General features: G+C 47.9%; 20 protein-coding genes. 15 read left to right on the forward strand and 5 right to left on the reverse strand.

What is annotated here, in order from left to right:
- The first annotated feature begins 7 nt into the window (after positions 1-7).
- The 3 genes from GWI56_RS06000 (at position 8) to GWI56_RS06010 (ending at position 6,084) form a co-directional block, all read left to right on the forward strand.
- On the forward strand, positions 8-1,549 hold the full coding sequence (locus tag GWI56_RS06000) for an efflux RND transporter periplasmic adaptor subunit (protein WP_198572394.1): 1,542 nt from the start codon (positions 8-10) through the stop codon (positions 1,547-1,549).
- A gap of 9 nt (positions 1,550-1,558) precedes the next feature.
- Complete coding sequence (locus tag GWI56_RS06005) at positions 1,559-4,699, forward strand: efflux RND transporter permease subunit (RefSeq protein ID WP_198572395.1); 3,141 nt, start codon at positions 1,559-1,561, stop codon at positions 4,697-4,699.
- Between the two features lie 218 nt (positions 4,700-4,917).
- Positions 4,918-6,084: a ribonuclease T2 gene (locus GWI56_RS06010; RefSeq protein WP_198572396.1), complete on the forward strand. Its 1,167-nt coding sequence runs from the start codon at positions 4,918-4,920 to the stop codon at positions 6,082-6,084.
- A gap of 76 nt (positions 6,085-6,160) precedes the next feature.
- Here GWI56_RS06010 and GWI56_RS06015 read toward each other — a convergent pair whose 3' ends face one another.
- The 3 genes from GWI56_RS06015 to plsB form a co-directional block, all read right to left on the reverse strand.
- Positions 6,161-6,934 (reverse strand): VOC family protein, encoded by a 774-nt coding sequence (locus GWI56_RS06015; RefSeq protein WP_198572397.1) that lies wholly within the window; start codon positions 6,932-6,934, stop codon positions 6,161-6,163.
- A 148-nt stretch (positions 6,935-7,082) separates the two neighbouring features.
- A complete protein-coding gene (gene mtr / locus GWI56_RS06020) occupies positions 7,083-8,339 on the reverse strand; it encodes a tryptophan permease (RefSeq protein ID WP_173497974.1) in 1,257 nt (418 codons plus the stop codon).
- Positions 8,339-10,762: a glycerol-3-phosphate 1-O-acyltransferase PlsB gene (gene plsB / locus GWI56_RS06025; protein WP_105250638.1), complete on the reverse strand. Its 2,424-nt coding sequence runs from the start codon at positions 10,760-10,762 to the stop codon at positions 8,339-8,341. Before plsB ends, mtr begins: the two co-directional genes overlap by 1 nt.
- Before the next feature lie 160 nt (positions 10,763-10,922).
- On the opposite strand from plsB, the gene lexA reads away from it, so the two are divergent.
- The 6 genes from lexA (at position 10,923) to GWI56_RS06055 (ending at position 17,068) form a co-directional block, all read left to right on the forward strand.
- Positions 10,923-11,543, forward strand: a complete 621-nt coding sequence (gene lexA, locus GWI56_RS06030; protein WP_105250639.1) for a transcriptional repressor LexA — start codon at positions 10,923-10,925, stop codon at positions 11,541-11,543.
- Positions 11,540-12,052, forward strand: coding sequence for a SulA-like leucine-rich domain-containing protein (locus GWI56_RS06035; RefSeq protein ID WP_105250640.1), 513 nt, complete (start codon positions 11,540-11,542; stop codon positions 12,050-12,052). The genes lexA and GWI56_RS06035 overlap by 4 nt, the downstream gene beginning before the upstream one ends.
- A 402-nt stretch (positions 12,053-12,454) precedes the next feature.
- The gene (coxB, locus tag GWI56_RS06040) at positions 12,455-14,011 is read left to right on the forward strand and encodes a cytochrome c oxidase subunit II (protein ID WP_198572398.1); all 1,557 of its coding nucleotides are present in this window, start codon (positions 12,455-12,457) and stop codon (positions 14,009-14,011) included.
- A gap of 9 nt (positions 14,012-14,020) precedes the next feature.
- Positions 14,021-15,613, forward strand: a complete 1,593-nt coding sequence (gene ctaD / locus GWI56_RS06045) for a cytochrome c oxidase subunit I (RefSeq protein WP_105250642.1) — start codon at positions 14,021-14,023, stop codon at positions 15,611-15,613.
- A 1-nt stretch (position 15,614) separates the two neighbouring features.
- On the forward strand, positions 15,615-16,196 hold the full coding sequence (locus tag GWI56_RS06050) for a cytochrome c oxidase assembly protein (RefSeq protein ID WP_198572399.1): 582 nt from the start codon (positions 15,615-15,617) through the stop codon (positions 16,194-16,196).
- Positions 16,193-17,068 carry a cytochrome c oxidase subunit 3 gene (locus tag GWI56_RS06055; protein ID WP_198572400.1) on the forward strand — a complete coding sequence of 292 codons (876 nt, stop codon included), beginning with the start codon at positions 16,193-16,195 and terminating at the stop codon, positions 17,066-17,068. Before GWI56_RS06050 ends, GWI56_RS06055 begins: the two co-directional genes overlap by 4 nt.
- Before the next feature lie 4 nt (positions 17,069-17,072).
- Here GWI56_RS06055 and GWI56_RS06060 read toward each other — a convergent pair whose 3' ends face one another.
- Positions 17,073-17,291 carry a DUF2909 family protein gene (locus GWI56_RS06060; RefSeq protein ID WP_105250645.1) on the reverse strand — a complete coding sequence of 73 codons (219 nt, stop codon included), beginning with the start codon at positions 17,289-17,291 and terminating at the stop codon, positions 17,073-17,075.
- Between GWI56_RS06060 and GWI56_RS06065 the strand changes: the two genes are divergently transcribed.
- From GWI56_RS06065 to GWI56_RS06085, 5 genes are all read left to right on the forward strand, one after another.
- Entirely contained in the window at positions 17,290-18,054 is a 765-nt protein-coding gene (locus GWI56_RS06065) for an SURF1 family protein (protein WP_198572467.1), read from the forward strand. The two genes, GWI56_RS06060 and GWI56_RS06065, sit on opposite strands and share 2 nt — an antisense overlap.
- Positions 18,055-18,144: 90 nt before the next feature.
- Complete coding sequence (locus GWI56_RS06070; protein ID WP_198572401.1) at positions 18,145-18,690, forward strand: hypothetical protein; 546 nt, start codon at positions 18,145-18,147, stop codon at positions 18,688-18,690.
- Positions 18,690-19,667 (forward strand): COX15/CtaA family protein, encoded by a 978-nt coding sequence (locus GWI56_RS06075; RefSeq protein WP_198572402.1) that lies wholly within the window; start codon positions 18,690-18,692, stop codon positions 19,665-19,667. Before GWI56_RS06070 ends, GWI56_RS06075 begins: the two co-directional genes overlap by 1 nt.
- A 14-nt stretch (positions 19,668-19,681) precedes the next feature.
- Complete coding sequence (gene cyoE / locus GWI56_RS06080; protein WP_198572403.1) at positions 19,682-20,587, forward strand: heme o synthase; 906 nt, start codon at positions 19,682-19,684, stop codon at positions 20,585-20,587.
- 47 nt (positions 20,588-20,634) lie between these two features.
- Positions 20,635-21,267 (forward strand): SCO family protein, encoded by a 633-nt coding sequence (locus GWI56_RS06085; protein ID WP_173497969.1) that lies wholly within the window; start codon positions 20,635-20,637, stop codon positions 21,265-21,267.
- Here the strand turns inward: GWI56_RS06085 and GWI56_RS06090 are convergent, their stop codons facing one another.
- Positions 21,268-22,314: a polysaccharide deacetylase family protein gene (locus GWI56_RS06090; protein WP_168827212.1), complete on the reverse strand. Its 1,047-nt coding sequence runs from the start codon at positions 22,312-22,314 to the stop codon at positions 21,268-21,270.
- 22 nt (positions 22,315-22,336) lie between these two features.
- Here GWI56_RS06090 and GWI56_RS06095 point away from each other — a divergent pair, with 22 nt between their 5' ends.
- The gene (locus GWI56_RS06095; protein WP_168827210.1) at positions 22,337-23,704 is read left to right on the forward strand and encodes an MATE family efflux transporter; all 1,368 of its coding nucleotides are present in this window, start codon (positions 22,337-22,339) and stop codon (positions 23,702-23,704) included.

The following is a 23,704-nucleotide window of genomic DNA, read 5'->3' on the forward strand; positions in this document are numbered from 1 at the left end:
GAGGCATATGAATTCATTTAAAACCGTAAAAAAGCAGACCCCTAAAGCCGTACTGATCTTGAGTAGCTTACTCTTAGGTACGCCTTGGTTGAGCCATGCCCAACTGGCGAGCACACAAGAGCCCGTGGCGACCGAAGCTGCAGTAAATTCTGCAACAGCGCCTAAAAATAATTCGTTAAATCAAGTAAAAACCTACACTTGCCCTATGCATCCCGAAGTGCTCAGCCATGAGCCTGGTCGCTGCCCTAAGTGCAATATGTTTTTAGTTGAGAAACAAGATACCGCAAACTCTGCGGCCGAGCATGCACAGCATCAAGTCGCAGATCACCAAGCCTCTGAGCATGGACAAATCTTGGCAGCGAAAGCTTCGAGCCAGGTATTCGATACCCCAACACCTAAGGCCGACAGCTTAGTTAAAGCCCAAAACCACGTGACAACAATCAAGTACGTTTGCCCTATGCATGCTCACATCATCAGCGATGTGCCCGGCACTTGCCCTATCTGCGGCATGAACTTAGAAAAAGTCGAAACGGGCGGCAATACCCAAGAAATCAATATCAATGTTTCCGGCAGTATGCAGCAAGCGCTGGCACTCAAAGTCGCCAAGGTTGAACGCGACACACTGTGGAAATTTGTCGAAACCGTCGGTCAAATCGATTACGACGAAAGCCAGATCACCCATATCCATGCCCGCGTCACTGGCTGGATTGAAAAGCTCATGGTCAAATCCGTGGGGGATACCGTCAAGAAAGACCAACTGATCTACGAGATCTACTCTCCCGATTTAATTAACGCCCAAGATGACTACCTGCTCGCCATGGACACCGCCAAAGCAAACGGCCAAGGCCGCTACAAAGATTTGGTGCGCAATGCGGGTTTACGCTTATCTTTCCTCGGTTTTAACGACAGACAAATCAAACAATTAGCCGAGTCACATCAAACCCAGTATCGCGTACCTTTCTACGCCAAAGAGGATGGCATAGTTAAAGCCCTCGACGTTCGTGATGGCATGTACATTCAGCCTTCGACCGAAGTCATGTCCCTAGTGGATCTCTCTAAGGTATGGGTGATTGCCGACGTATTCGAGAATGAGCAAAGCTGGATTGCTAAAGGTCAAAAGGCCGAAATTGCCGTTCCCGCCATGAATATCAGTGGCATCGAAGGCACGATCGATTATATCTACCCTGAGCTTGACCCAGTCACTCGCAGCCTGCGAGTACGAGTGGTTCTCAACAATGCCGACGTAGATTTAAGACCTAAAACCCTCGCGAAAGTCTCGCTATTCGGTGGCCCGAATAAAGATGTGCTCGTGATCCCGCAGGAAGCTTTAATTCAGACGGGTAAAGAAAACCGCGTGATCGTCAAACAAGCCGATGACAGCTTTACCGCCAAGGCAGTCACAGTCGGCATGATGAGCCAAGGTAAAGCCGAGATTATTTCAGGCCTGAATGAAGGTGAACGGGTGGTGATTTCGGGGCAATTCTTACTCGACTCCGAAGCCAGTCTCAAGGGCAGCTTAATGCGTTTAAGCAGCGGTCATCAGCACTAGGAGCGCGTTATGTTGAAATATATTATCGAGGCGTCAATCAGGCAGCGATTGATGGTGCTGATTATCGCCATCATGATCACTGTTTGGGGCGTACAGGAGCTGCGCAAAACGCCGCTTGATGCGCTGCCGGATTTATCCGACGTACAAGTGATCATTAAAACCCCTTACCCAGGCCAAGCGCCAAAATTGGTTGAAGAACAAGTGACTTATCCCTTGTCGACCGCCATGTTAGCTGTACCTGGCGCCAAAACCGTACGTGGTTATTCCATGTTCGGCGACTCCTATGTGTATGTGATTTTTGAAGATGGTACCGACATCTACTGGGCGCGCTCGCGGGTACTCGAGTACCTGAGTCAAATTAGCAGCCGTTTGCCCCAGGGCGTACAACCTTCACTCGGCCCCGATGCATCTGGTGTCGGTTGGGTGTATGAATATGCGCTGGTCGATCGCTCTGGCAATTTAGATTTATCGCAACTCAAAAGTCTGCAGGATTGGTATCTCAAGCTAGAGTTGCAAAGCGTGGCAGGCGTGTCTGAAGTTGCCACCGTCGGCGGCATGGAGCAAACCTATCAGATCGTACTCGAACCCGATAAAATGGCGATCTATAAGCTCGATATCGCCAGCATTAAACAAGCGATCGATAAAGCCAATAGCGAAGCTGGCGGCTCAGTGATCGAAATGGCTGAAGCCGAATACATGGTGCGCGCCAAAGGCTATCGCCAGACGCTAGAGGATTTTCGTGAAATTCCCCTTGGTATCACCAGCCCTTCTGGTACAGGTTTATTACTCAAAGATGTCGCCACTGTGCGCAAAGGCCCAGCCTCACGCCGCGGCATAGCCGAACTCGACGGTGAAGGTGAAGTCGTTGGCGGAATTGTGGTGATGCGTTACGGCGAAAACGCCTTAGCGACGATAGATGCGGTGAAAGCTAAACTCGAAGAACTCAAAGCGGGCCTACCCGATGGGGTTGAGATTATCCCAACCTATGATAGATCCCACTTGATTCTTAAGTCCGTCGACAACTTGTTTAGCAAGGTCGTCGAAGAAATGTTGGTGGTTGGCTTAGTCTGTCTGCTGTTTTTACTGCATGCGCGCTCCACACTCGTGGCCGTGATAACCCTGCCGCTATCCATCCTTATCGCTTTTATCGTGATGAATAAGATGGGTGTGAACGCCAATATCATGAGCCTTGGCGGCATCGCCATTGCTATCGGCGCCGTGGTAGATGGCGCGATTGTGATGATCGAAAACCTGCACAAGCATTTAGAACATTTCAAAGCCGAACATGATCGCGAGCCCGATACTAGAGAGCATTGGCGCATCGTCACCGAAGCGTCGATTGAAGTCGGCCCTGCGTTATTTTTCTCATTGATTATTATCACCTTAAGCTTTGTGCCTGTGTTTGCACTCGAAGCGCAGGAAGGTCGATTATTCGCGCCACTGGCCTACACTAAAACCTTCGCCATGGCAGCGGCGGCCTTTTTATCGATCACCTTAGTGCCGATTTTGATGGGTTACTTTATTCGCGGCAAAATTCCCAGCGAACGCAGCAATCCTCTCAGTCGCTTCTTGATCGCGCTTTACCAACCTTCGCTCAAACTGGTGCTTAAATTTCCTAAAGTCACCCTGATGTTAGCGTTAATCGCGCTGGCCAGTGCTTGGTATCCTATGACCCGCATGGGTAGTGAGTTTATGCCCGCCCTTGAAGAAGGCGATTTGCTCTACATGCCAACGGCATTGCCCGGTATCAGTGCCAGTAAGGCCGCCGAAGTCTTGCAGCAAACCGACCGCTTGATTAAAACCGTGCCCGAAGTGGCCCGCGTGTTTGGCAAGGTAGGCCGCGCCGAAACCGCGACAGATCCCGCGCCGCTGACCATGCTTGAAACCACTATCATGCTCAAACCCCATGAGGAATGGCGTGAAGGCATGACCTTAGATGGCATCATTGCCCAACTACAGCAAACCGTCAAAGTACCAGGACTCACCAATGCTTGGGTACAACCCATCAAAACCCGTATTGACATGCTCTCGACGGGAATAAAAACCCCCGTCGGCATTAAGATCACTGGTGCCGATGTCAACGAACTGCAAAGCATAGGAGCTAAGATAGAAGCTATCTTAAGCAAAGTACCACACACAAAGTCAGCCTATGCTGAACGCAGTGGTGGCGGGCGTTATATCGATATCACCCCCAAACTGGATGTCGCCGCACGTTACGGTATGTCACTACAAGATATTCAAGATGTCGTGCGTTACGCCATTGGCGGTATGGATATTGGCGAGTCGGTACAAGGGGCTGAGCGTTATCCGATTAACCTGCGTTATCCCCGTGAGCTACGCGATAATATCGAAAAGCTGCGCGAGCTCCCTGTGATCACTAAATCGGGAAATTATCTACCACTGCGAAATTTAGCGGATATAGAAATCACCGATGGCGCACCTATGCTCACCAGTGAAAACGGTCGCTTAATCTCTTGGGTGTTTATCGATATTGAAGGCACGTCTATCGGCGAATACATTACTACCGCAAAGCAAGCATTAACTACCGAACTTAAAGTGCCCCCGCGCTACAGCTATACCTTCGCAGGTCAGTACGAATATATGCAAAGGGTCGATGCCAAGCTTAAGCAAGTGATCCCTATGGCATTAGCCGTCATCTTCATCCTGCTGATGATGACCTTCGGCTCCACCATTCAGGCCAGCATTATTATGCTAAGCCTCCCCTTCGCATTGGTCGGCAGCACTTGGCTGTTATACCTACTGGATTACAACATCTCAGTCGCTGTCGCCGTCGGTATGATTGCCTTAGCGGGTGTCGCAGCCGAGTTTGGGGTAGTAATGCTGGTGTATCTCAATAACGCCATTAAGCACAGACAAGAGAAAGATAATTACCACAGCGTCAGCGACTTAAAAGAAGCGTTAATGGAAGGTGCCGTTATGCGGATCCGCCCCAAAGCCATGACAGTAGCGACCATCTTCTTCGGTCTACTCCCCATTATGTGGGGTGCAGGATCGGGTAACGATGTGATGCAGAAAATTGCCGCACCTATGGTCGGCGGCATGGTTACAGCTCCATTATTGTCACTGTTTGTACTACCCGCGCTTTATCTACTGATTTACTCGCGTAAATTAAAGAAAGATGCGGCGTAATTGAGTTTACGGCACTAGAACACCGATAAAAATCCCCTCAAACCATTAACGTTTGAGGGGATTTTCTCATTCAATCAGATTAAAAATCTAATTTTACAACAGTGCCATACACCACTCTGGGTAAAATAAGCCTCTAAGTTTATAGCGCTTATGTGTACCATTGACTCAGTGCCACACAGAATTGACTCAATTCACTGCCGTAGGAAGGATCCCATCACATGACCAAGTCATTTTGTTTAACCATCAGCCGGATATGGCCGCAAGCACTTTCCCTTAAAACCCCATCACGTGCGTTACTTGCTGCATTCGGTTTATGCTCTGCGCTCATCATTACAGCACCCGCCTTTGCCGCACCCGCAACCGGTGAGTTCGTTGCCGATAAACGCTGTGAGCTATTTCAATCGAAAAATAAGCAGACGAATCCAGACCAATGGCAGAGCAATATTGGTGAGCGCTACCCTGTACTTGAAATCCTCGGCAATAGCGCTAAACCTGATTGGCTAAGAGTGCGCACCAATGCGGTGAAGTCTCCCATGCGTTGGATTAGCGGCGATTGTGGTCAATATCTATCTAATGTTGCTGGCAGTAATTTATCAACACCTGCAACGGCGGCGGAACCGGCGCAAACAACCACGGCATCGGACATCAAAGCAAAAAGCCGAGATAGCCTTAAAGAGCATGGTACCCCAGAGAAACGCCAAGGAAATCAATGTCAAATCGGTGGCGAATTCGATGCTAACGTGCTCGCATTAAGCTGGCAAAGCACCTTTTGTGAACTCTATGGCCGCCGTAAAGCCGAATGTCGCGCCCTCAGCCAAACGCCAGAATCGAGCCAATGGCAACACTTCAGCCTGCACGGACTGTGGCCGAATAAACAACAATGCGGCACGCGATATGGCTATTGCAGCACAGTCAAACTGCAACCGAATGATTTCTGTACTTATCCGGAGTTTGAACTGAATCCATCGGTGCGCAAAAATTTAGAAGAAGTCATGCCTAGCGCCCAATATGGCACCTGTTTAGAACGCCACGAATGGTGGAAACACGGCACTTGCCGTAGCCAAGACCCTAACGAGTACTTTTTATTGGCAACCCAGCTGACCCAAGCGGTCAATGCCTCGGCATGGGTACAAAAATTTATTCATGACAACATAGGCAAGAGTGTCAGTAAAAGTGAGTTAAACCAAAGTTTTGATAGCAGCTTCGGTCAAGGCGCTCACACTAAAATGAGTCTTGAATGTGGCAAGGGATTACTGAGTGAAATCCGCATTAACTTGCCCGAAGTCATTAAAACCTCTGACTCTTTACCTAGCCTAATCGCCAAAGCCAATAAGGCCTCAAAAGGCTCCTGCCCTGAAACAATCATGATTGATAACGCTAATTAAACAAATAGTTAGACAAATAAAAACGGCGATTTAGCGTCGCCGTTTTTAACCTTAATGACAGTCCTTAATATGGCTGTCACATCTGATTAAGCTTGATCACCGCAAAGGTAGCGCCTTGGGCGTCAGCAATGACAGAAAATCGTCCCACATCAGGGATATCACTAGGCGGAATGCACACTTGCGCGCCTAAGCTTTGGGCTTTCTCAGCAAACGCATCGCAATCCGCCACCACAAAATAGAGCAGCCAGTGGGGAGAAATATCGCCCCATTCAGGCATTATCGTCATCATACCGCCGATGGATTGACCATCAAGCTGCCATTCTGAGTATTCAATGTCAGGCATGTCACTTGGCATGTTGGTCCAAGGGAAGATTTTGCAGTAAAAGGCTTCTTCAGTACGCGGCTCTTTGCAAGCCAGCTCAACCCAGCAAAGGGTATTGAGTTCACCCTGACGGCGAGCACCTATGTGGTTCTTCGCTTGCCACAAAGCAAAGCGTGCGCCTTCAGGATCGCTGACCTGCGCCATCACGCCCGCATCACCCACAATATGCGGCCCCATGTGCACTTGGCCGCCCGCCGCTTGAATCGCTGCAATGCTGGCATCCATATCATCGACGGCAAAGTAGATACGCCAGTGGCTGGGGATATGTGCTTCAGACTCAGGGATTTGATACATGGCGCCTAAGTCATCTCCCGCTAAATTAAATAGCGAAAAGTGACCTTCTGGGATCGGCATTTCAACCGAGTTCCAACCAAATAACGCTTGGTAAAATGCTGTAGCTCCCTGCCAATCATGGCTTGCAAGTTCAACCCAACATGCATGTCCTTGTGCGTACTGAGTCATTTTCATTATCGGCTCCTTTGTTTTAACAATTATTCGAGTTAAGCCTGAGTTTGTATTTCTGTCCAGTATTCAGGTTAAAAAGATCTGCAAGACAAAACTCAACCGCTAAAGACAAAAAAGCCCTCGCATAGAGGGCTTAAATCATCACAACAAATTAGGAATATTGCGGCAGTAAATTTGCCATCGCGAGCAGATGACATGCACCTGTGACTATGCCAAATAACACCACAAGAATAATCAGCGGTGTACCGCCTATCACTCTAAAACCTGTGCTATCGGGGAACAACTGCCGCGATTTATAGGCCATCAGCGCCGGGACGATTACCGCCCACACAGTTGCCGCTAATGCCGCAAAGCCAATCGCTACTAAGAAGCCATCGGGAAACAGTAATCCTAAAATCGTCGGCGGCACAAAGGTCACTAACGCGGTTTTCATTCGGCCAGAGCGTGAATCATCAAAACCAAACAAATCGGCAAGATAATCGAACAGACCTAAGGTCACCCCTAAGAAAGATGAAGCCACGGCTAAGTTAGCAAACAGGGTCAACATACTGTTTAACCAGCTACTCGCCATCACCTCAGATAAAGCGCCCACCAACACACCCATATTGCCGCCTTGGGCAATAATGTCGATAAACTGGCTGCGAGGAATATTGCCCATAGTCGCCACTAACCAACAGGCATAAATCACCAGCGCGATAAAGGTGCCGACGAAAATCGCCTTGATAATGGTGGAGGAATCTTTGCCGTAATACTTCACTAAGCTGGGAACGTTACCATGGTAACCAAAACTGGCGAGACCAAAGGGCAGCGCCGCCCACAGATAAGGTGAAAAGCTGTTATTACCATCGGGTTCGAGCAACTTAGTCACATCAATTTCGATCAGTAAATTGCCGATAGCGAGGAAGAAGGTAATGATCATACCGCCGAGCATAATCGTGGTAATCCGATCCACGGCTTTAGTACTGATCAACACTATGCTCGCCAATACTATGGCGAACACTAGCCCTGCCACACTTTGCGGTAACTCAATTCCCATGCCCTGCAAGCTGTGATTCACAATCGAACCACCGCCGCTGATATAGGCATAGGTCAAAATATACAACACGAAAGCGATAGAAACGCCGTTCACTATCCGCCAAAACTGCCCAAGAGTTTGCTTGCTTAAGGTATCGAAGCTAGCACCGGGTTCGAAATGCAAATTGGTTTCGAGCAACAATAAACCCGACATCAACATGCAAAACCAAATGCCCAATAACATCAAAATCGAATAGCCAAACCACATACCTGCACCGACCACGGGCAGAGAAAACATCCCAGCACCTACGGTCGTGCCAGCAATAATCATGGCACCACCAAGCAAGGACTTACCTGCGGGCTTATGCTTAGCCGCATTCATATGATTTGCCATTAAACTGTGTGCTCCGCGGTGACACTCGCCACTATCGTTTGTCTCACTGACGGACGTAATAAGCTATTGGCCTGATCTCGTATGCGATTGATATTGGACTTATCTTCACTATCCGCCAGATATCCCAATTCTTTGAGCTTCACGCTCAAAGTACCGTAGAGTTTTTTATCGTAGAACTCAGGCGCGGTAATACCATGTAAAGCCCCTAAACGCTGGGCGAGTAAATGGCTCTCAGACTCAAGTTCTGAGCGCTCCATCTTAGGTCTGTTCGCTAACAGATTGAAAATAATAGCGTAGCGTTGCAGAGTCTCGCTCACTGAACTGGCTAACAACAATAATTGGCTTGAGTGCTCAGGCACGACAGCTAAAGTATCTGTCTCAACCACTAAACCTTGCCCAATCAGGAAATCCAGTACTTGCTCAACATAGGCTGGTAAGTCTTTAATTCCCATGAAGAGTTCGGCTTTCAGCAGTGGATAAAAATCGGCAACGATTGAAACCACTTGCTGGCGCAGGATCTGTTCATTGTGGGTTAAACAACTCGCAATTAATGAAGGAACAATAAATAAGTGAATGATATTGTTACGATAGTAAGTCATAGACACAGCCTGACTCGCTTCGATAGACACTATTTCCCCTAAAGGATCGGCACTAACAACAAACTTGTTCAGCTCTAAACCTTGCTGCACTAAATGCTTACCATCACCTTCGGCAACAGATGTATAAGAAGTGTAAGGCACTTTTTTGAGTAGGGTCAGATACAAATCAAGCTGACGCTCCAGCAGACTACGTTCTAAGGCGTTTTGATCTGTCGCCAGTAAAACTAAGCTAGTCAAAGTCACAGAACTCGCGGCTGCGGCATCATTGATACGCGTCATCACCCGATTAGCCAGCACGTTTACCGCTGGCGTTAACCAACTTGGTTTCTGCTCGGGATCATCGGCCAACTCAGCACGCCAGTTTGGCGCACGCTCATTTAAGAAATTTTGCAGGGTAATAGGCTCGCCAAAATTCACATAACCTTGGCCGAAATTACCTAATTTACGAATGGCACCGAACACCTGCCACACAGATTCTTTTTTCTTTTTCTTACCGCTTAACTCTTTATGGTAAGTCGCTACTTCCATCACATGGTCATAGCCTAAATACACTGGCACAAGTGTGACAGGACGTTCAATACCGCGCAGTACGCTGTTCATCGTCATGGCGATCATGCCAGTTTTCGGCGCCAACAGACGGCCAGTACGTGAACGGCCACCTTCGGAGAAGTATTCCACCGAATAACCTTTAGCAAACAGCTGATCTAAATACTCACGAAATACTGCGGTGTACAGCTTGTTACCATTAAAACTACGGCGGATGAAGAAGGCACCACCGCGACGGAACATAGGTCCCGCGGGCCAGAAATTGAGGTTGATGCCAGCAGCAATGTGCGGCGGAACCATGCCTTGATAATACAAAATATACGATAACAGCAGGTAATCCATGTGGCTGCGATGGCAAGGCACATAAACAATCTCGTGGCCATCGTGGTGCAGCTGGCGAACTTGCTCGGCGCCTTTAATGTTGATCCCGCTGTAAAGCTTGTTCCACAGCCAAGTTAAGAAACGCTCGGCAATACGCACTAAACTGTCTGAGTAATCGGCAGCGATTTCATCGAGGTACTCAATAGCCGTCTCGCGCGCTTGGGTCTCAGAAATCTTTTTACTGGCCGCTTCTTCTTGAATCGCCTTGCGCAGCGACTCAGATTTGAGCAACGAATGAAACAGTGCTTGGCGGTTTGGCAGCACAGGCCCTGTCATTACTTTACGTTGACGACGGAAATGCACGCGCGCAACCCGTGCTAACTTATGGGCAATTCCCATGTCGGTGCCATGTTCGTCAGCCATGTAACGCAGGGATACGGCATTCGAAAACTGCACGAAGTTATGTCGACCTAAGAACAGAATCATCAAGCACTTGCGCAGCCAAGTCGGGTTTTCCCGCTCAAATACGGCCGCCTTCATAGTGTCGTCTTCTTTCCCTGGCGTGCGACCCCAATACAAGCTCACGGGTACTAGTTGAATATCTAATTCAGGACGTTCCTTATGCACGGCTAACAAACGCATAAAGCATTCGAGGAAAGGCTCATTACCAGCACGCTCGCCAAACAGTGGCTTACGTCCTTGAAGACAGACAACCCGAGGCGCAGTCACACCATTAGCCACTAGAGGCTCATAAGGGCTTGGTAAACCTAACTTAGCCGTTATTTCGCTCAAAGCAGCGATGTCACTGAGTGATTCTGTTTTCATCACATAAACAAGGGGTCTGGAAGCATCCAGATTCAGATCGGCAAAGGGATCCTGAGGCACCACAATAGTGTGCACTAAGTGTTTTTGGATCCAACGTAATGATTTCAACCAAAGAGAGTCGTGTTTAGGCATTATTCTTATGCAATTAAGTGCGTTTACTAGCCCGATAGAATACCAGACTATGGGCAATATTCGCTAATTCTCTCCAACATAGCTAAAAAGTGGTTAATACTTGCGCTGCAAATAATACTGTATATACTAACAGTAACTGTATAGAAAAACAGGAAACACCATGAGACCTTTGACGCCACGCCAAGCTGAAATTTTAGAGCTAATTAAACGAAATATTGCCGATACTGGCATGCCACCCACTCGGGCAGAAATCGCAACCCGTTTAGGTTTTAAGAGCGCCAATGCGGCTGAAGAACACCTTAAAGCGTTGGCGAAAAAGGGCTGCATTGAGATCATGCCAGGCACATCTCGGGGCATTCGTCTACCTGCGGAAATCGAAGATTTGACTGAAACAGGTTTACCGCTCATCGGCCAAGTGGCCGCGGGTGAACCTATCCTCGCCCAAGAACATGTTGAACAGTACTACCAAGTCGACCCAAGCATGTTCCATCCCGCCGCCGATTTTTTACTGCGAGTAAAAGGCGACAGCATGAAAAATATCGGCATTCTCGAAGGTGATTTGCTGGCAGTTCATAAAGTAGAACAAGCTAGAAATGGTCAAGTGGTTGTCGCTAGAGTCGATGACGATGTCACTGTTAAACGTTTCGAAAAAAAAGGTAATGTGGTCTATCTACATGCCGAAAATGAAGATTACTCCCCGATTAAAGTGGATTTAGGCTTCCAAAGTTTAACAATTGAAGGACTCGCCGTCGGTGTGATCCGTAATGGAGATTGGCTATGAATAAACTACTTGGCAATGCCCCCCGCCATCCGGGCTTGTGGCTCGATGAAGTCCGTGATGCCGACTATGACTGGCACCATGCGCCCATCGCCTGCATGCCAACTAAGACTCAAGGTCGCCAAGAATTAATTCATCTGAGTGCACAACTCGCTCAGTTAAGCCAACAGGGCCGTTGGTTAGTGCTCATCAACCCACCAAGTATTGGCTACAAGCAAATGCTCGCCAGTGCAGGTGTGCGTATGGATAGAGTCTTGCTGGTACATGCTAAAGATGAAGTCGAAACCCTGTGGGCGATGGAAAAAGCCCTGACAAGTGGTACGTCCAGTGCAGTCATTACTTGGACTCAATCATTAGATGCGCGGGATAATCGACGCCTACAAATCGTGGCTAAAAGTGCCCGAGCTATGGGCATAGTGCTTGAAGACGTAAACAGTCACTTACATGCCGACGTACGCATTGAGCAAGGCAATCTCTTCGGTCAGCAATCTTTTTTTAGCTCTGTACACTAAATATTCATTTAATTTTTTACCTTGAAAGCCGCCTCACCTATGAATGTGAGGCTTTTTTTGGCAATTTTTCAGATAATTAGATAAATAAGTGATCTTGATCAATATTTAAACAGCAAGTATGGTTGGTTAAGTCGGTGATGATATATCACCTTCCGTGGTCAATGAATCGAGTATTTATCGAACTCGAAGCGCCACTAAAAATAGAGAACAGATTTATTTCAGCAGTATGTGCCAGCGTGGCTAATTACCAGCAGTAACAATACTTGATTAAAAGTAACAGCCGCCAACGCACGTTGAAGTCAAAAAAGCTTTTTTGGGAACTGAAGAGTTTGCATAGAGTTGAGACTTACTGTGTTGCTCTTCTTTGTAGTTGCTATTCGCAATTGGCAGAGGAGAAGTCTTGTGAAGCAATTGTTGTATTGTTTACTCGTGGTGCTTTTCGCACCACCGTTGACCGCCGCGGACATGCGGTTCAACATGACCCCTGGCGTGACCGAGATCAGTGGCAAGGTTTATCACTTGCACATGACCATCTTGTATATCTGCTGCGCAATAGGCCTAGTGGTCTTTGGCGTCATGATTTACGCCATGATCAACCACAGAAAATCCAAAGGCGCTGTCGCGTCCCACTTTCACGAAAGCACTAAAGTTGAAATCGCTTGGACGATTCTGCCATTTATCATTTTGATCTTAATGGCGATTCCAGCGACAAAAACTTTAATCGCAATGGAAGATCCCAGTAACGCCGATCTCACCGTAAAAGTCACGGGTTCCCAATGGAAATGGCATTACAGCTATTTCGATCAAGATATTGATTTTTATAGCATACTGACAACACCCAGAGCACAAATCGAAGGCACCGAAACCAAGGGTGAAAACTATCTATTGGAAGTCGATAAACCGCTCGTTCTACCGATAAACCGCAAAATCCGCTTTCTGATGACTTCAGAGGATGTCATCCATTCTTGGTGGGTGCCCGCCTTTGCAATTAAGAAAGATGCCAATCCAGGATTTATCAATGAGGCCTGGACTCGCATCGACAAACCCGGCATTTACCGTGGTCAATGCGCCGAGCTCTGCGGTAAAGACCATGGTTTTATGCCTATCGTAGTACAAGCGTTACCCGAAGCCGAGTTTGAGGCTTGGGTCACAGAGCAGAAACAAGCCGCAGGTGCTGCGGCTGAAGCCGCTCAAGCCGCTTTATCACAAACCCTAAGTAAAGAAGAGTTGATGACTCAAGGTGAACAAGTTTACCTCGGGCACTGCGCAGCCTGCCACCAGCCCAATGGCGAGGGTTTACAAGGCGTATTCCCACACCTCAAAGGCAGTCCGATAGCTACGGGACCGCTCAGCGGCCACCTTGAAATTGTGCTCAACGGTAAAACAGGTACGGCCATGCAAGCCTTTAGTAAGCAATTGAGCGCACAAGAAATTGCCGCTGTGATTACTTATGAGCGTAATGCTTGGGGCAATAATACTGGCGATGCTGTGCAGGCCAAAGATGTCAATGAGCACATAAACGGCAGTGCTGGCACACAGGCACCTGCTACCACACCAGCCAACACGGCCCCAACTCCCGCACCTACAACTGAGCCCGCAGCAGTTGTCGACTCCGCAACCATAGTCGATCCGGCGAGTCTCCCCACGCTCACCCATGAGGCACTGATGGCCGAAGGTGAAACTGTCTACACCACCACTTGCGCGGCCTGCCATCAGTTAACGGGAGCTGGCATACCACCTGCCTTCCCCGCCCTCGCTGGCAGTGCTATCGCCACAGGGCCCGTCGCCAATCATCTCGATATTGTGATGCACGGTAAAACGGGCACGGCTATGCAGGCATTTGGCAAACAACTCAGCCCACAGCAACTCGCAGCAGTCATAACCTATGAGCGCAATGCTTGGGGTAACAATACCGGCGATACAGTGCAACCTGCTGATATCGCAAGTCATGGACAGTAGGGGATAATGATGAGCACTACGACTCAAGATCAAACCGCAGCCCATGATGACCATCATCATGGTGCGCCAAAGGGCATCATGCGCTGGCTGCTAACCACCAACCATAAAGATATAGGTACTTTGTATTTATGGTTCAGCTTCATTATGTTCTTAACCGGTGGCGCTATGGCCATGGTGATCCGCGCTGAACTCTTTCAACCTGGATTACAATTGGTCGAGCCCAACTTTTTCAACCAAATGACAACTGTTCATGGGCTGATCATGGTATTCGGTGCGGTAATGCCAGCCTTTACAGGGCTCGCTAACTGGCTGATCCCTATGATGATAGGGGCGCCCGATATGGCGCTGCCACGGATGAATAACTGGAGTTTTTGGATACTCCCCTTCGCCTTTACTATTCTTCTCAGTTCGCTATTTATGGAAGGTGGCGGACCTAACTTTGGTTGGACCTTCTACGCACCACTATCAACAACTTATAGCCCAGATAGCACGGCGCTCTTTGTATTTTCTATTCACATCATGGGGATAAGTTCGATCATGGGCGCAATCAACGTGATTGTGACCATAGTGAATTTACGCGCGCCAGGCATGACATGGATGAAGTTACCATTGTTTGTGTGGACTTGGCTTATCACGGCATTCCTACTGATCGCGGTTATGCCCGTACTCGCGGGCGCAGTGACTATGGTGCTGACCGATAAGTTTTTCGGCACGAGTTTCTTCGATGCGGCTGGCGGCGGCGATCCTGTGATGTTCCAACATATTTTCTGGTTCTTCGGCCACCCTGAAGTCTACATCATGATCTTGCCGTCCTTTGGCATCATCTCTGCCATAGTCCCAGCCTTCAGTCGTAAACCCTTATTTGGCTATGCATCCATGGTTTATGCTACGGCTAGTATTGCAATTCTGTCGTTCCTCGTGTGGGCGCACCATATGTTCACCACAGGTATGCCAGTGTTTGCCGAGCTGTTTTTCATGTATTGCACTATGTTGATTGCAGTGCCAACTGGGGTGAAAGTGTTTAACTGGGTTGCCACTATGTGGCGCGGCTCACTCAGTTTCGAAACGCCCATGCTGTTTGCTGTAGCCTTTATCATACTCTTCACTATTGGCGGTTTTTCGGGATTAATGCTCGCCATTACACCCGCCGACTTCCAGTACCACGATACTTATTTTGTTGTGGCACATTTCCATTATGTGCTCGTGACTGGTGCGATTTTCTCCATCATGGCAGCGGCCTATTACTGGCTACCTAAGTGGACGGGACACATGTACAACGAACGACTGGGACAATGGCATTTCTGGTGCTCGGTGATTTCAGTCAATGTGCTATTTTTCCCGATGCATTTCCTTGGGCTGGCAGGAATGCCAAGGCGTATCCCTGACTACTCGATTCAATTTGCCGATGTTAATCAAATCGTCTCGATTGGTGGGTTCGCCTTCGGCTTATCGCAATTGATTTTCTTAGTATTAGTAATTAAGTGCATCCGTGGCGGCGAAAAAGCTCCCGCTAAACCTTGGGAAGGTTCCGAGGGTTTAGAGTGGACATTGCCAAGCCCTGCGCCTTACCACTCCTTCACGACACCACCTGAGGTGAAATGAAATGGCAACCCAACACCAGCAAGATAAATCTAAGTCAAATCGTAAACTTATCAGCATGTTAGTTATAGGCTGTATTGGCATGTTTGGCTTTGGATTCGCGCTGGTGCCGCTCTACGATGTGTTGTGCGAGCAACTCGGTATCAATGGAAAACCCTCCAATACCGCGAGTAGTTATCAAGCAATCACAGTAGATACAAGCCGAATAGTGACTGTGGAATTTATTTCTCAGGTACAAACAGGCATGCCATGGACATTTGCGCCACAAACCAAACGGCTCGAAGTTCACCCTGGCGAGCTAATCCATACGGCATTTTTGGCGCGCAATATGTCCGCTAAAGCAACTATTGGCCAAGCGATACCTTCAGTTTCGCCCGGCCAAGGTGCCGCTTATTTTAATAAAACAGAATGCTTTTGCTTTAATCAACAACCCTTAGCGGCGGACACTAGCGCTGAGCTGCCGCTCATTTTCTATGTGGATCCTCAGTTACCTGAGTCTATCCATACTCTGACCCTCTCTTACACTCTCTACGACATTACCGACAAGCAGTTAGCGTCTGCCATAGAGCAAGGAGCTGCAAAATGACAACGAAACATCAAACTTACTACGTTCCATCCCAAAGTGTCTGGCCTATTGTAGGTGCCATTGGCTTGTTCTTAATCGCCTCTGGTGCAGGCCTTTTCGTGCAACAGTTGAAATCAGGTGCATCCGGTGGCGGTTATGTGCTGCTGGTTGGGATCGCTGTGATCCTATTCATGCTGGTAGGTTGGTTTAGAACCGTGATCCAAGAGTCGATGGCAGGGCTCTATTCTAGCCAAATGGATCGATCGTTTCGCCAAGGTATGAGCTGGTTTATTTTTTCGGAAGTTATGTTTTTCGGGGCTTTTTTCGGGGCACTATTTTATGCCCGCATGTTCGCAGTGCCTTGGCTCGGTGGCGCATCGAATAATGCCATGACCCACGAAGTACTCTGGCCTCAGTTTGAAGCTATTTGGCCGCTCATTACTACGCCAGATGGCACTAAAACCCAAGCTATGCCATGGACTGGACTGCCATTAATCAACACTATCGTACTGCTAACCTCCTCAGTTACCTTACATTTCGCCCATGTCAGCCTAGAAAAAGGTAAACGTTCTGCCATTACTCTCTGGCTTGGTATCACCATACTCTTGGGTATGGGTTTCCTTGCCTTACAGGCAGAAGAATATATGCATGCCTACCGGGAAATGGGACTCACTCTGACCTCTGGGATTTATGGCAACACCTTCTTCCTGTTAACTGGCTTTCACGGCATGCATGTCACACTGGGGACGCTCTTTTTATTCGTGTTGTTTTTCAGAGTGTTGAAGGGGCACTTTAGCGCAGATAAACATTTTGCGTTCCAAGCGGGGAGTTGGTATTGGCACTTTGTGGATGTGGTCTGGCTGTGTTTGTTTATTTTCGTTTACGTTCTCTAGTGCTTTAGTAAGGCGTGGGATTGGGGCTAATTAACCCAGTCCCTAAGGCCACCAGCAATAACAAGATAACGAGCACGGAGAAAATCACTCGCCGCCCAAGATAACGGCTCATAGGCACTTTTTCATCACCTTTCACCATAATAAACAAGGCGCGACCTAGATTAAAAATGATGAATAGCAACAGCAGAACTAAGACCAACTTAAAAATGAACAGGCTATTCATACAATATCCTTATGTTCTGCTGAATAAATTAACGGTTTTTCTACTGATATTGACTGTGGCTGTATTAACTATATTGGTCAAGTTGGGTTTATGGCAGTTAGCCCGTGGTGAAGATAAAACGACGCTTTTAGCCCAGATGGAAGCAAGGCAAGCTTTGCTGCCATTAAGTTTTGAGCAGCTCCAACTCAAGGTCGGCAAAGAAGGTGTGACTGGTTATCGACTGCAAGTACGCGCCACTCCCGCAAGCTCACAAATCTGGCTGCTGGATAATCAAATCTATCAAGGTCAAGTGGGATATTTAGCCTTTCAACCTCTGCAAGTAGAAGTTGAAAAACCTTGGTTGCTGGTCGAGTTAGGCTTTGTTGCCGCTGGCTCCCATCGGGATGAGTTGCCTCACATCACTCCCCTAAGCGGGGCATTAAATATCGAAGGCAGACTTTATCAAAAGCAAATCAATCCCTTGAGCCAAGCTTTAATGGCAGAAACAGGGACAAGTATTCGCTTTCAAAATTTAAATATGCCCGAAATGGCTAAGGTATTAGGGCACCCAGTGTTACCTGTCGTGTTGCAACCAGAGCAATTACCTTCCCTCACATTGCCCCATCCTTGGCAACCTTTCCCACTGTCAGCACAAAAAAATTGGGGCTATGCGTTGCAATGGTTTTCGATGGCAGCCGTATTTGCAGGACTAATGCTGTGGCAAGGGATTAAATATGTAAAACGCCATAGCGCCCAAACAGTCGCAAACTCAAGGAGCAAATAGGGAAATTCGTACCATACTTAGCAAGACACTAATAAAACTAAATAAATATAAAACAATAAATTAGGGATAATTTGAATGAGAGGAGCAAGCATGAACTCCCAGAACAAATCTAAACACAAAGCATTAGGGCTATTACTGCTGGCGTTTATTGCCCCCGTAGTGATTGCTAAGCTAGTGCTGAGCCTGAATTTATACCATGGCGGTGCCACCAATCATGGCGAGCTGATCAGTCCCGAAACCAGTTATGCCAGCCTTGGGGTTGAAAATTCTAATCCCAAAGAATGGCAACTACTGTATTTATTGCCCGCCAAATGCAACGATACTTGCCGCGAACGCCTGTATATTTTGCGCCAAAGCCACACAGCGTTAGGGCCAGATCAGGCGCGAGTAGAACCGCTCATCCTCACCCATCCCGACAGCGATCTTAACGCCTTAAGCGCCTTTCACTTCAACACTCGCCCCGCCAATGCAGACTTAAGCAAATGGTTAGATGAACAGCAGCTAATCATAGTCGATCCCTTAGGCAGCTTAGTCCTGCGCTACCCTCAAGTGCAGGGCAAAGAAGCACATTTAGCTCAAGGCAAGGCGCTGATTGCGGATCTGCGTAAGTTGTTAAAACTGTCGAGGGTAGATTGATGCAACTAACTTGGATCCTACGCTTAACCTTAGTCTTTACCCTATTGGTGATTTTAATGGGCGCTTATACTCGTCTATCGGATGCAGGGCTTGGCTGCCCCGATTGGCCAGGCTGCTACGGCCATATTAAAGTGCCCACCCAAGACCATGAAATCGCCCATGCGCAAACTATATTCCCAGATCACGATATCAATCCAGAGAAAGCTTGGCTGGAAATGATCCACAGATATATCGCAGGCGGACTTGGCTTACTGGTGTTATTCATCTTAATTTTGTGCTTAAAAACACCGGAAGCACCCAAAAAGTTGCCGATCATCATAGTGCTACTGATCCTTTTTCAAGGAGCACTAGGCATGTGGACTGTGACCATGAAACTCATGCCAATAATTGTGATGTCGCATCTTATTGGTGGCTTTAGCCTAATCTCACTGCTGTTACTCCTTTACCTGCGAACCCGACCTCGGCGTATATTTAATAGCGAAACCCATACTCGACATCTCGCACCGTTAGCATTGGTGAGCCTATTCGTCCTTGTGGGTCAGATTATGTTGGGCGCTTGGACATCATCGAATTATGCGGCGCTCGCCTGCACCTCTTTACCTATCTGTGAAGGAAATTGGGTAGATAACTTAGCAATAGCCGAGGCATTTTCACCGTTCCAAGGCCAACACCCTAGCTTCGAATTTGGGGTGCTCGATTACCCTGCACGAATGACTATCCACGTAGCCCACAGAATTGGCGCTATCGTCACTGCCAGCTTGTTACTCGTGCTCGCCTACCGATTATTTGTGGGCGCTACGAGACTTAAGGCTTTAAGCCTTTTATTAGTGGGCCTAGTCATACTACAAGTGAGCTTAGGTATTTCTAACGTAGTGATGCATTTACCACTCGGTATTGCCGTGTCTCACAACGGTGGTGCGGCACTACTGCTACTGACCTTAGTCACAATCAACTATTTTTTATGGCGCAAAGCATAAGCGAGGGATCCAAGATGGCAAAACCACTCTCAATCACCAGTAGCCTGCCCACTTTCAGCGTAACATGGCGCGCCTATTTTGAAATGACCAAACCTAAAGTGGTTGCACTGATGCTGCTCACTGTCTTAGTCGGCATGTGTCTTGCTGTGCCCCATGCGGTCCCCGTTCAACCCTTAATCGCCGGTATGCTGGGTATTGCTATGATGGCGGGTTCAGCGGCAGCGTTGAATCATCTGATCGATCGCCGTATCGATGGCTTAATGGCGCGCACCTACAATCGCCCACTGCCTAAGGGACGCATTTCGGCCACGCGCGCGTTAATTTTCGCCGCTAGCTTAGGTAGTTTTGGCTTTATCGTCTTATATTCCTTAGTCAATCCACTCACAGCTTGGTTGACCTTTGCCAGCCTGATTGGCTATGCCTTGGTTTATACTGCCTATTTGAAACGCGCAACATCACAAAATATTGTGATCGGCGGCCTTGCGGGAGCCATGCCACCCCTGCTGGGATGGACGGCAGTGACGAACGAATTTCACGGCCATGCGTTATTGCTAGTGATCATCATTTTTACGTGGACGCCGCCACATTTTTGGGCACTGGCCATTCACAGACGCGCCGAATATGCCAAAGTAGATATTCCCATGCTGCCAGTCACCCACGGTGTCGAATTTACTAAAACCTGCATCTTGCTCTACACAGTATTGCTGGCGATTGCTTGCCTGTTACCTGTGCTGGTTGGTATGTGTGGGCCAGTGTATTTCGTCAGCTCGAGTTTACTCAGTACGGGATTTATCTATAAAGCATGGCAACTTAAATATCGGGATCATGATGGCTTAGCGATGCAAGTGTTCCGCTTCTCTATCTACCATTTAATGTTCTTATTTATGGCATTACTGCTAGACCACTATTTGTGGAACTAGTGTATGGAACGAGTTTGTCGCGCTAACCTGTATTTATGGAGCGAATAATGCAGAAAAGAATTTTAGTCATCGCCATTTTGTTGTTCGGTCTTGGCGGCCTATTTGCGGTGAAATTTAATCCCCCAAAACCTATCGAGTTAGAGAGCGGTTTTCTGTTTCCACAGGCCTATGAATTAGCGCCCTTTGAATTGGTTGATCAACACAAGCAAGCTTTTACCAATGCCAGTTTGCAGGGAAAATGGAGCTTATTTTTTATCGGTTTTACCTTTTGTCCCGACATTTGCCCTACGACCTTAAATAAACTTGCGGCGGCTTATCCTGATCTAAACAAAATAGCGCCATTGCAAGTGGTGTTTTTATCCGTCGATCCCAAACGGGACACACAGGATAAACTCCTGACCTATGTGAATTTTTTCAATCCAGAGTTTAAAGCTGTAACGGGTGAACAAACGCAGATATTTCCCCTCACCCGCAGCTTAGGACTCACTTATGCCATGGTGGGTGAAGGAGAGAATTACCAAGTCGACCATAGTGCGGGTTATGTATTGGTGTCGCCGCAGGGAACGCGAGTTGCGGTATTTAAACCTACGGCAGCGTTAGGCAAACCGCCGCAGGTATTAAATGATAAATTAATTAGCGATTTTGAAAAAATAGTGGCGCAATACAAACCTAGCCGTTGATCACTCTTTAACCCAAGAGCCATCGTCCTTTGGCCTTACCCAAGGCTGAGAAAACCAATAGTAGCCATTGCGCGCCTTACTCGGCGCTGTGCAGTTATAACGCGAGCGCCCCGCGGGCAAGGCTAAATCCGCTTGAACACTAAACTCGTTTTCATTGAGCCAAGTCGGCTGTTTTGAGCCTTGACCTTGGATGTAACACATCACTTGCTTAGCAGAGATATCACTCATATCGAGGGTCACTTTAAGCTCAGGACGCCAATGGCCACCCTTTAACTCAGGATCACTTGGGGTTTGTGCAATCACAGGCATATTTAAGCTGTATAACTTTGCCTTAAGGCTTTTTAGGTCAGCATATTGTCCAGCAACGGGGAAACGCGGCAGGGCCGTTAATGGCGAATAGGGCCCCGCGGCACCGGACTGTTGCCCAAAAGCGACAAAGCCGTTCTCAGTTAACATATCCTGCAACGCTTGATTGTACTCACCGTAGGGATACGCCAGCATTTTAAAATTGTGCCCAGTGGCATCTGCAATCGCCTTTTCTGTATCTAAGATATTGGCTTTTATCCGCGCTAACCACTGCGCCTGTGATTCATTTTCTAAGGCGCGGATCAAATGTTCGTGCGCCCAACTGTGATTAGCAATATCGGCGCCTTCCTTGGATAATGTGATGAGTTCATCCCAAGTCATCATCTCGGTAAACTTTTGTTTAATCGGCTCAATTGCCACAAACAAGGTGTAGGGGAATCCAAATTCCTTTAGGATAGGATGCGCCGTAGTCGCTATACTGCGATAACCATCATCGAAGGTAATTGCGATTGTTTTAGCCGGTAAATCTTGTTTTTGCTTGATCGCTTCAACCACTTTAGAAAGCGGGATCACCTTAAAGCCGTCATCGACGAGAAACTGCATTTGCTCACGAAATTGCGCGGGCGTAACGCTGGTTGCCGCCGGAGTGGTTTCTGACACATGGTGATATTGCAGAATGACCACGGCATGGGCAGAAAACGTCATTAGCCCTATGAGTGCCAACAGCACACGTTTAACCATAATGTGAACACCTCTGAAATTAATGAATACTGCTAAATCAACTTGGCTCGACCTCATGCTCAACGGCGCGAAAAATCGCCAGTTACTGGCGCTCGCCCTGCCGATGATACTCTCCAATATCACTATCCCGCTGTTGGGCTTAGTCGATACGGCTGTTATAGGTCATCTGAGTGAGGCCTATTATTTAGGGGGAGTCGCTGTCGGGTCAACGATTATCACATTAATCATTTGGTTATTGGGATTTTTGCGTATGGCGACGACAGGTTTAGTCGCGCAAGCCTTTGGTGCTGACGATCTTCACGCCCAGCACAAGCTCTTAGTCCAAGGCGCTATGCTAGCGATGTTATTGGGCGCAGGCGTTATCGCACTGCAAGTCCCGATATTGGATTTAGCGTTAGGATTATCCGAAGCGAGTAGCGAAGTCGAGCGCTATTGCCGCGAGTATTTTCAGGTACGAATTTGGTCAACGCCCTTCGCCCTGCTCAATTTAGTGATGTTAGGTTGGCTCTTAGGGCGACAACAACCTAAAGCCGCCATGTGGCAGTTGATTTTAGCCAACCTTGCCAATATTATTCTCGATGTGGTGTTTGTCCTCGGCTTGGGTTGGGGCGTTAAAGGCGCTGCCCTCGCCTCAGTATTTGCCGATATCACCGCTTTCTCAGTCGCACTCACTATGGTGTTACAACAACTCAAGCGCGCACCCGAGTTTCACTTATCTCAGCTATTCCCCCATGTCACCTTAACGGGTTATGGCAAATTACTGAGGCTCAACACAGATATTTTTGTCCGCAGCCTCTGTTTGCAGGCAGCTTTTGCCTTTATGACATTCCATGGTGCAGGTCTAGGTGATAATACCGTTGCGGCCAATGCCGTGTTATTGAATTTACTGCTATTAATCTCCTACGCTCTAGATGGTATAGCCTATTATGCCGAGGCAGAAGTCGGTCGAGCCTATGGGCAAAAACAGGCAGAACAATTAAGGGAAGCTGTGATCTTAGCTTGGTGCTGGTCGGCCATAACGGCACTAGGATTCTGCGCTGTATTTAGTCTTTTTGGCAGTAATATTATCGCGTTATTGACCAGCATTAATGAGGTCAGAGCCACTGCGCAAACCTATCTTATCTGGCTAATATTCTTGCCTTTATGGTCCTTTAGCTCGTATTTATTCGATGGTGTTTACATAGGTGCCGCTAAAGGAAAAGTGATGCGCAATAGCATGATACTCGCCACCTTTGGCGCGTTTTTCCCGACCTGGTATTTACTGCAGCTGCTATTACTACCAGAGCAAGGCAACCATGCCCTCTGGGCCGCGATGAGTGTCTTTATGATCGTCAGAAGCCTAACGCTCGCGGGGCATTATTATTTCAGTCAGGCCTTTTTACATAAATAA

The organism is Shewanella sp. DW31 (assembly GCF_015767295.1).
Lineage (GTDB): Bacteria > Pseudomonadota > Gammaproteobacteria > Enterobacterales > Shewanellaceae > Shewanella > Shewanella oncorhynchi.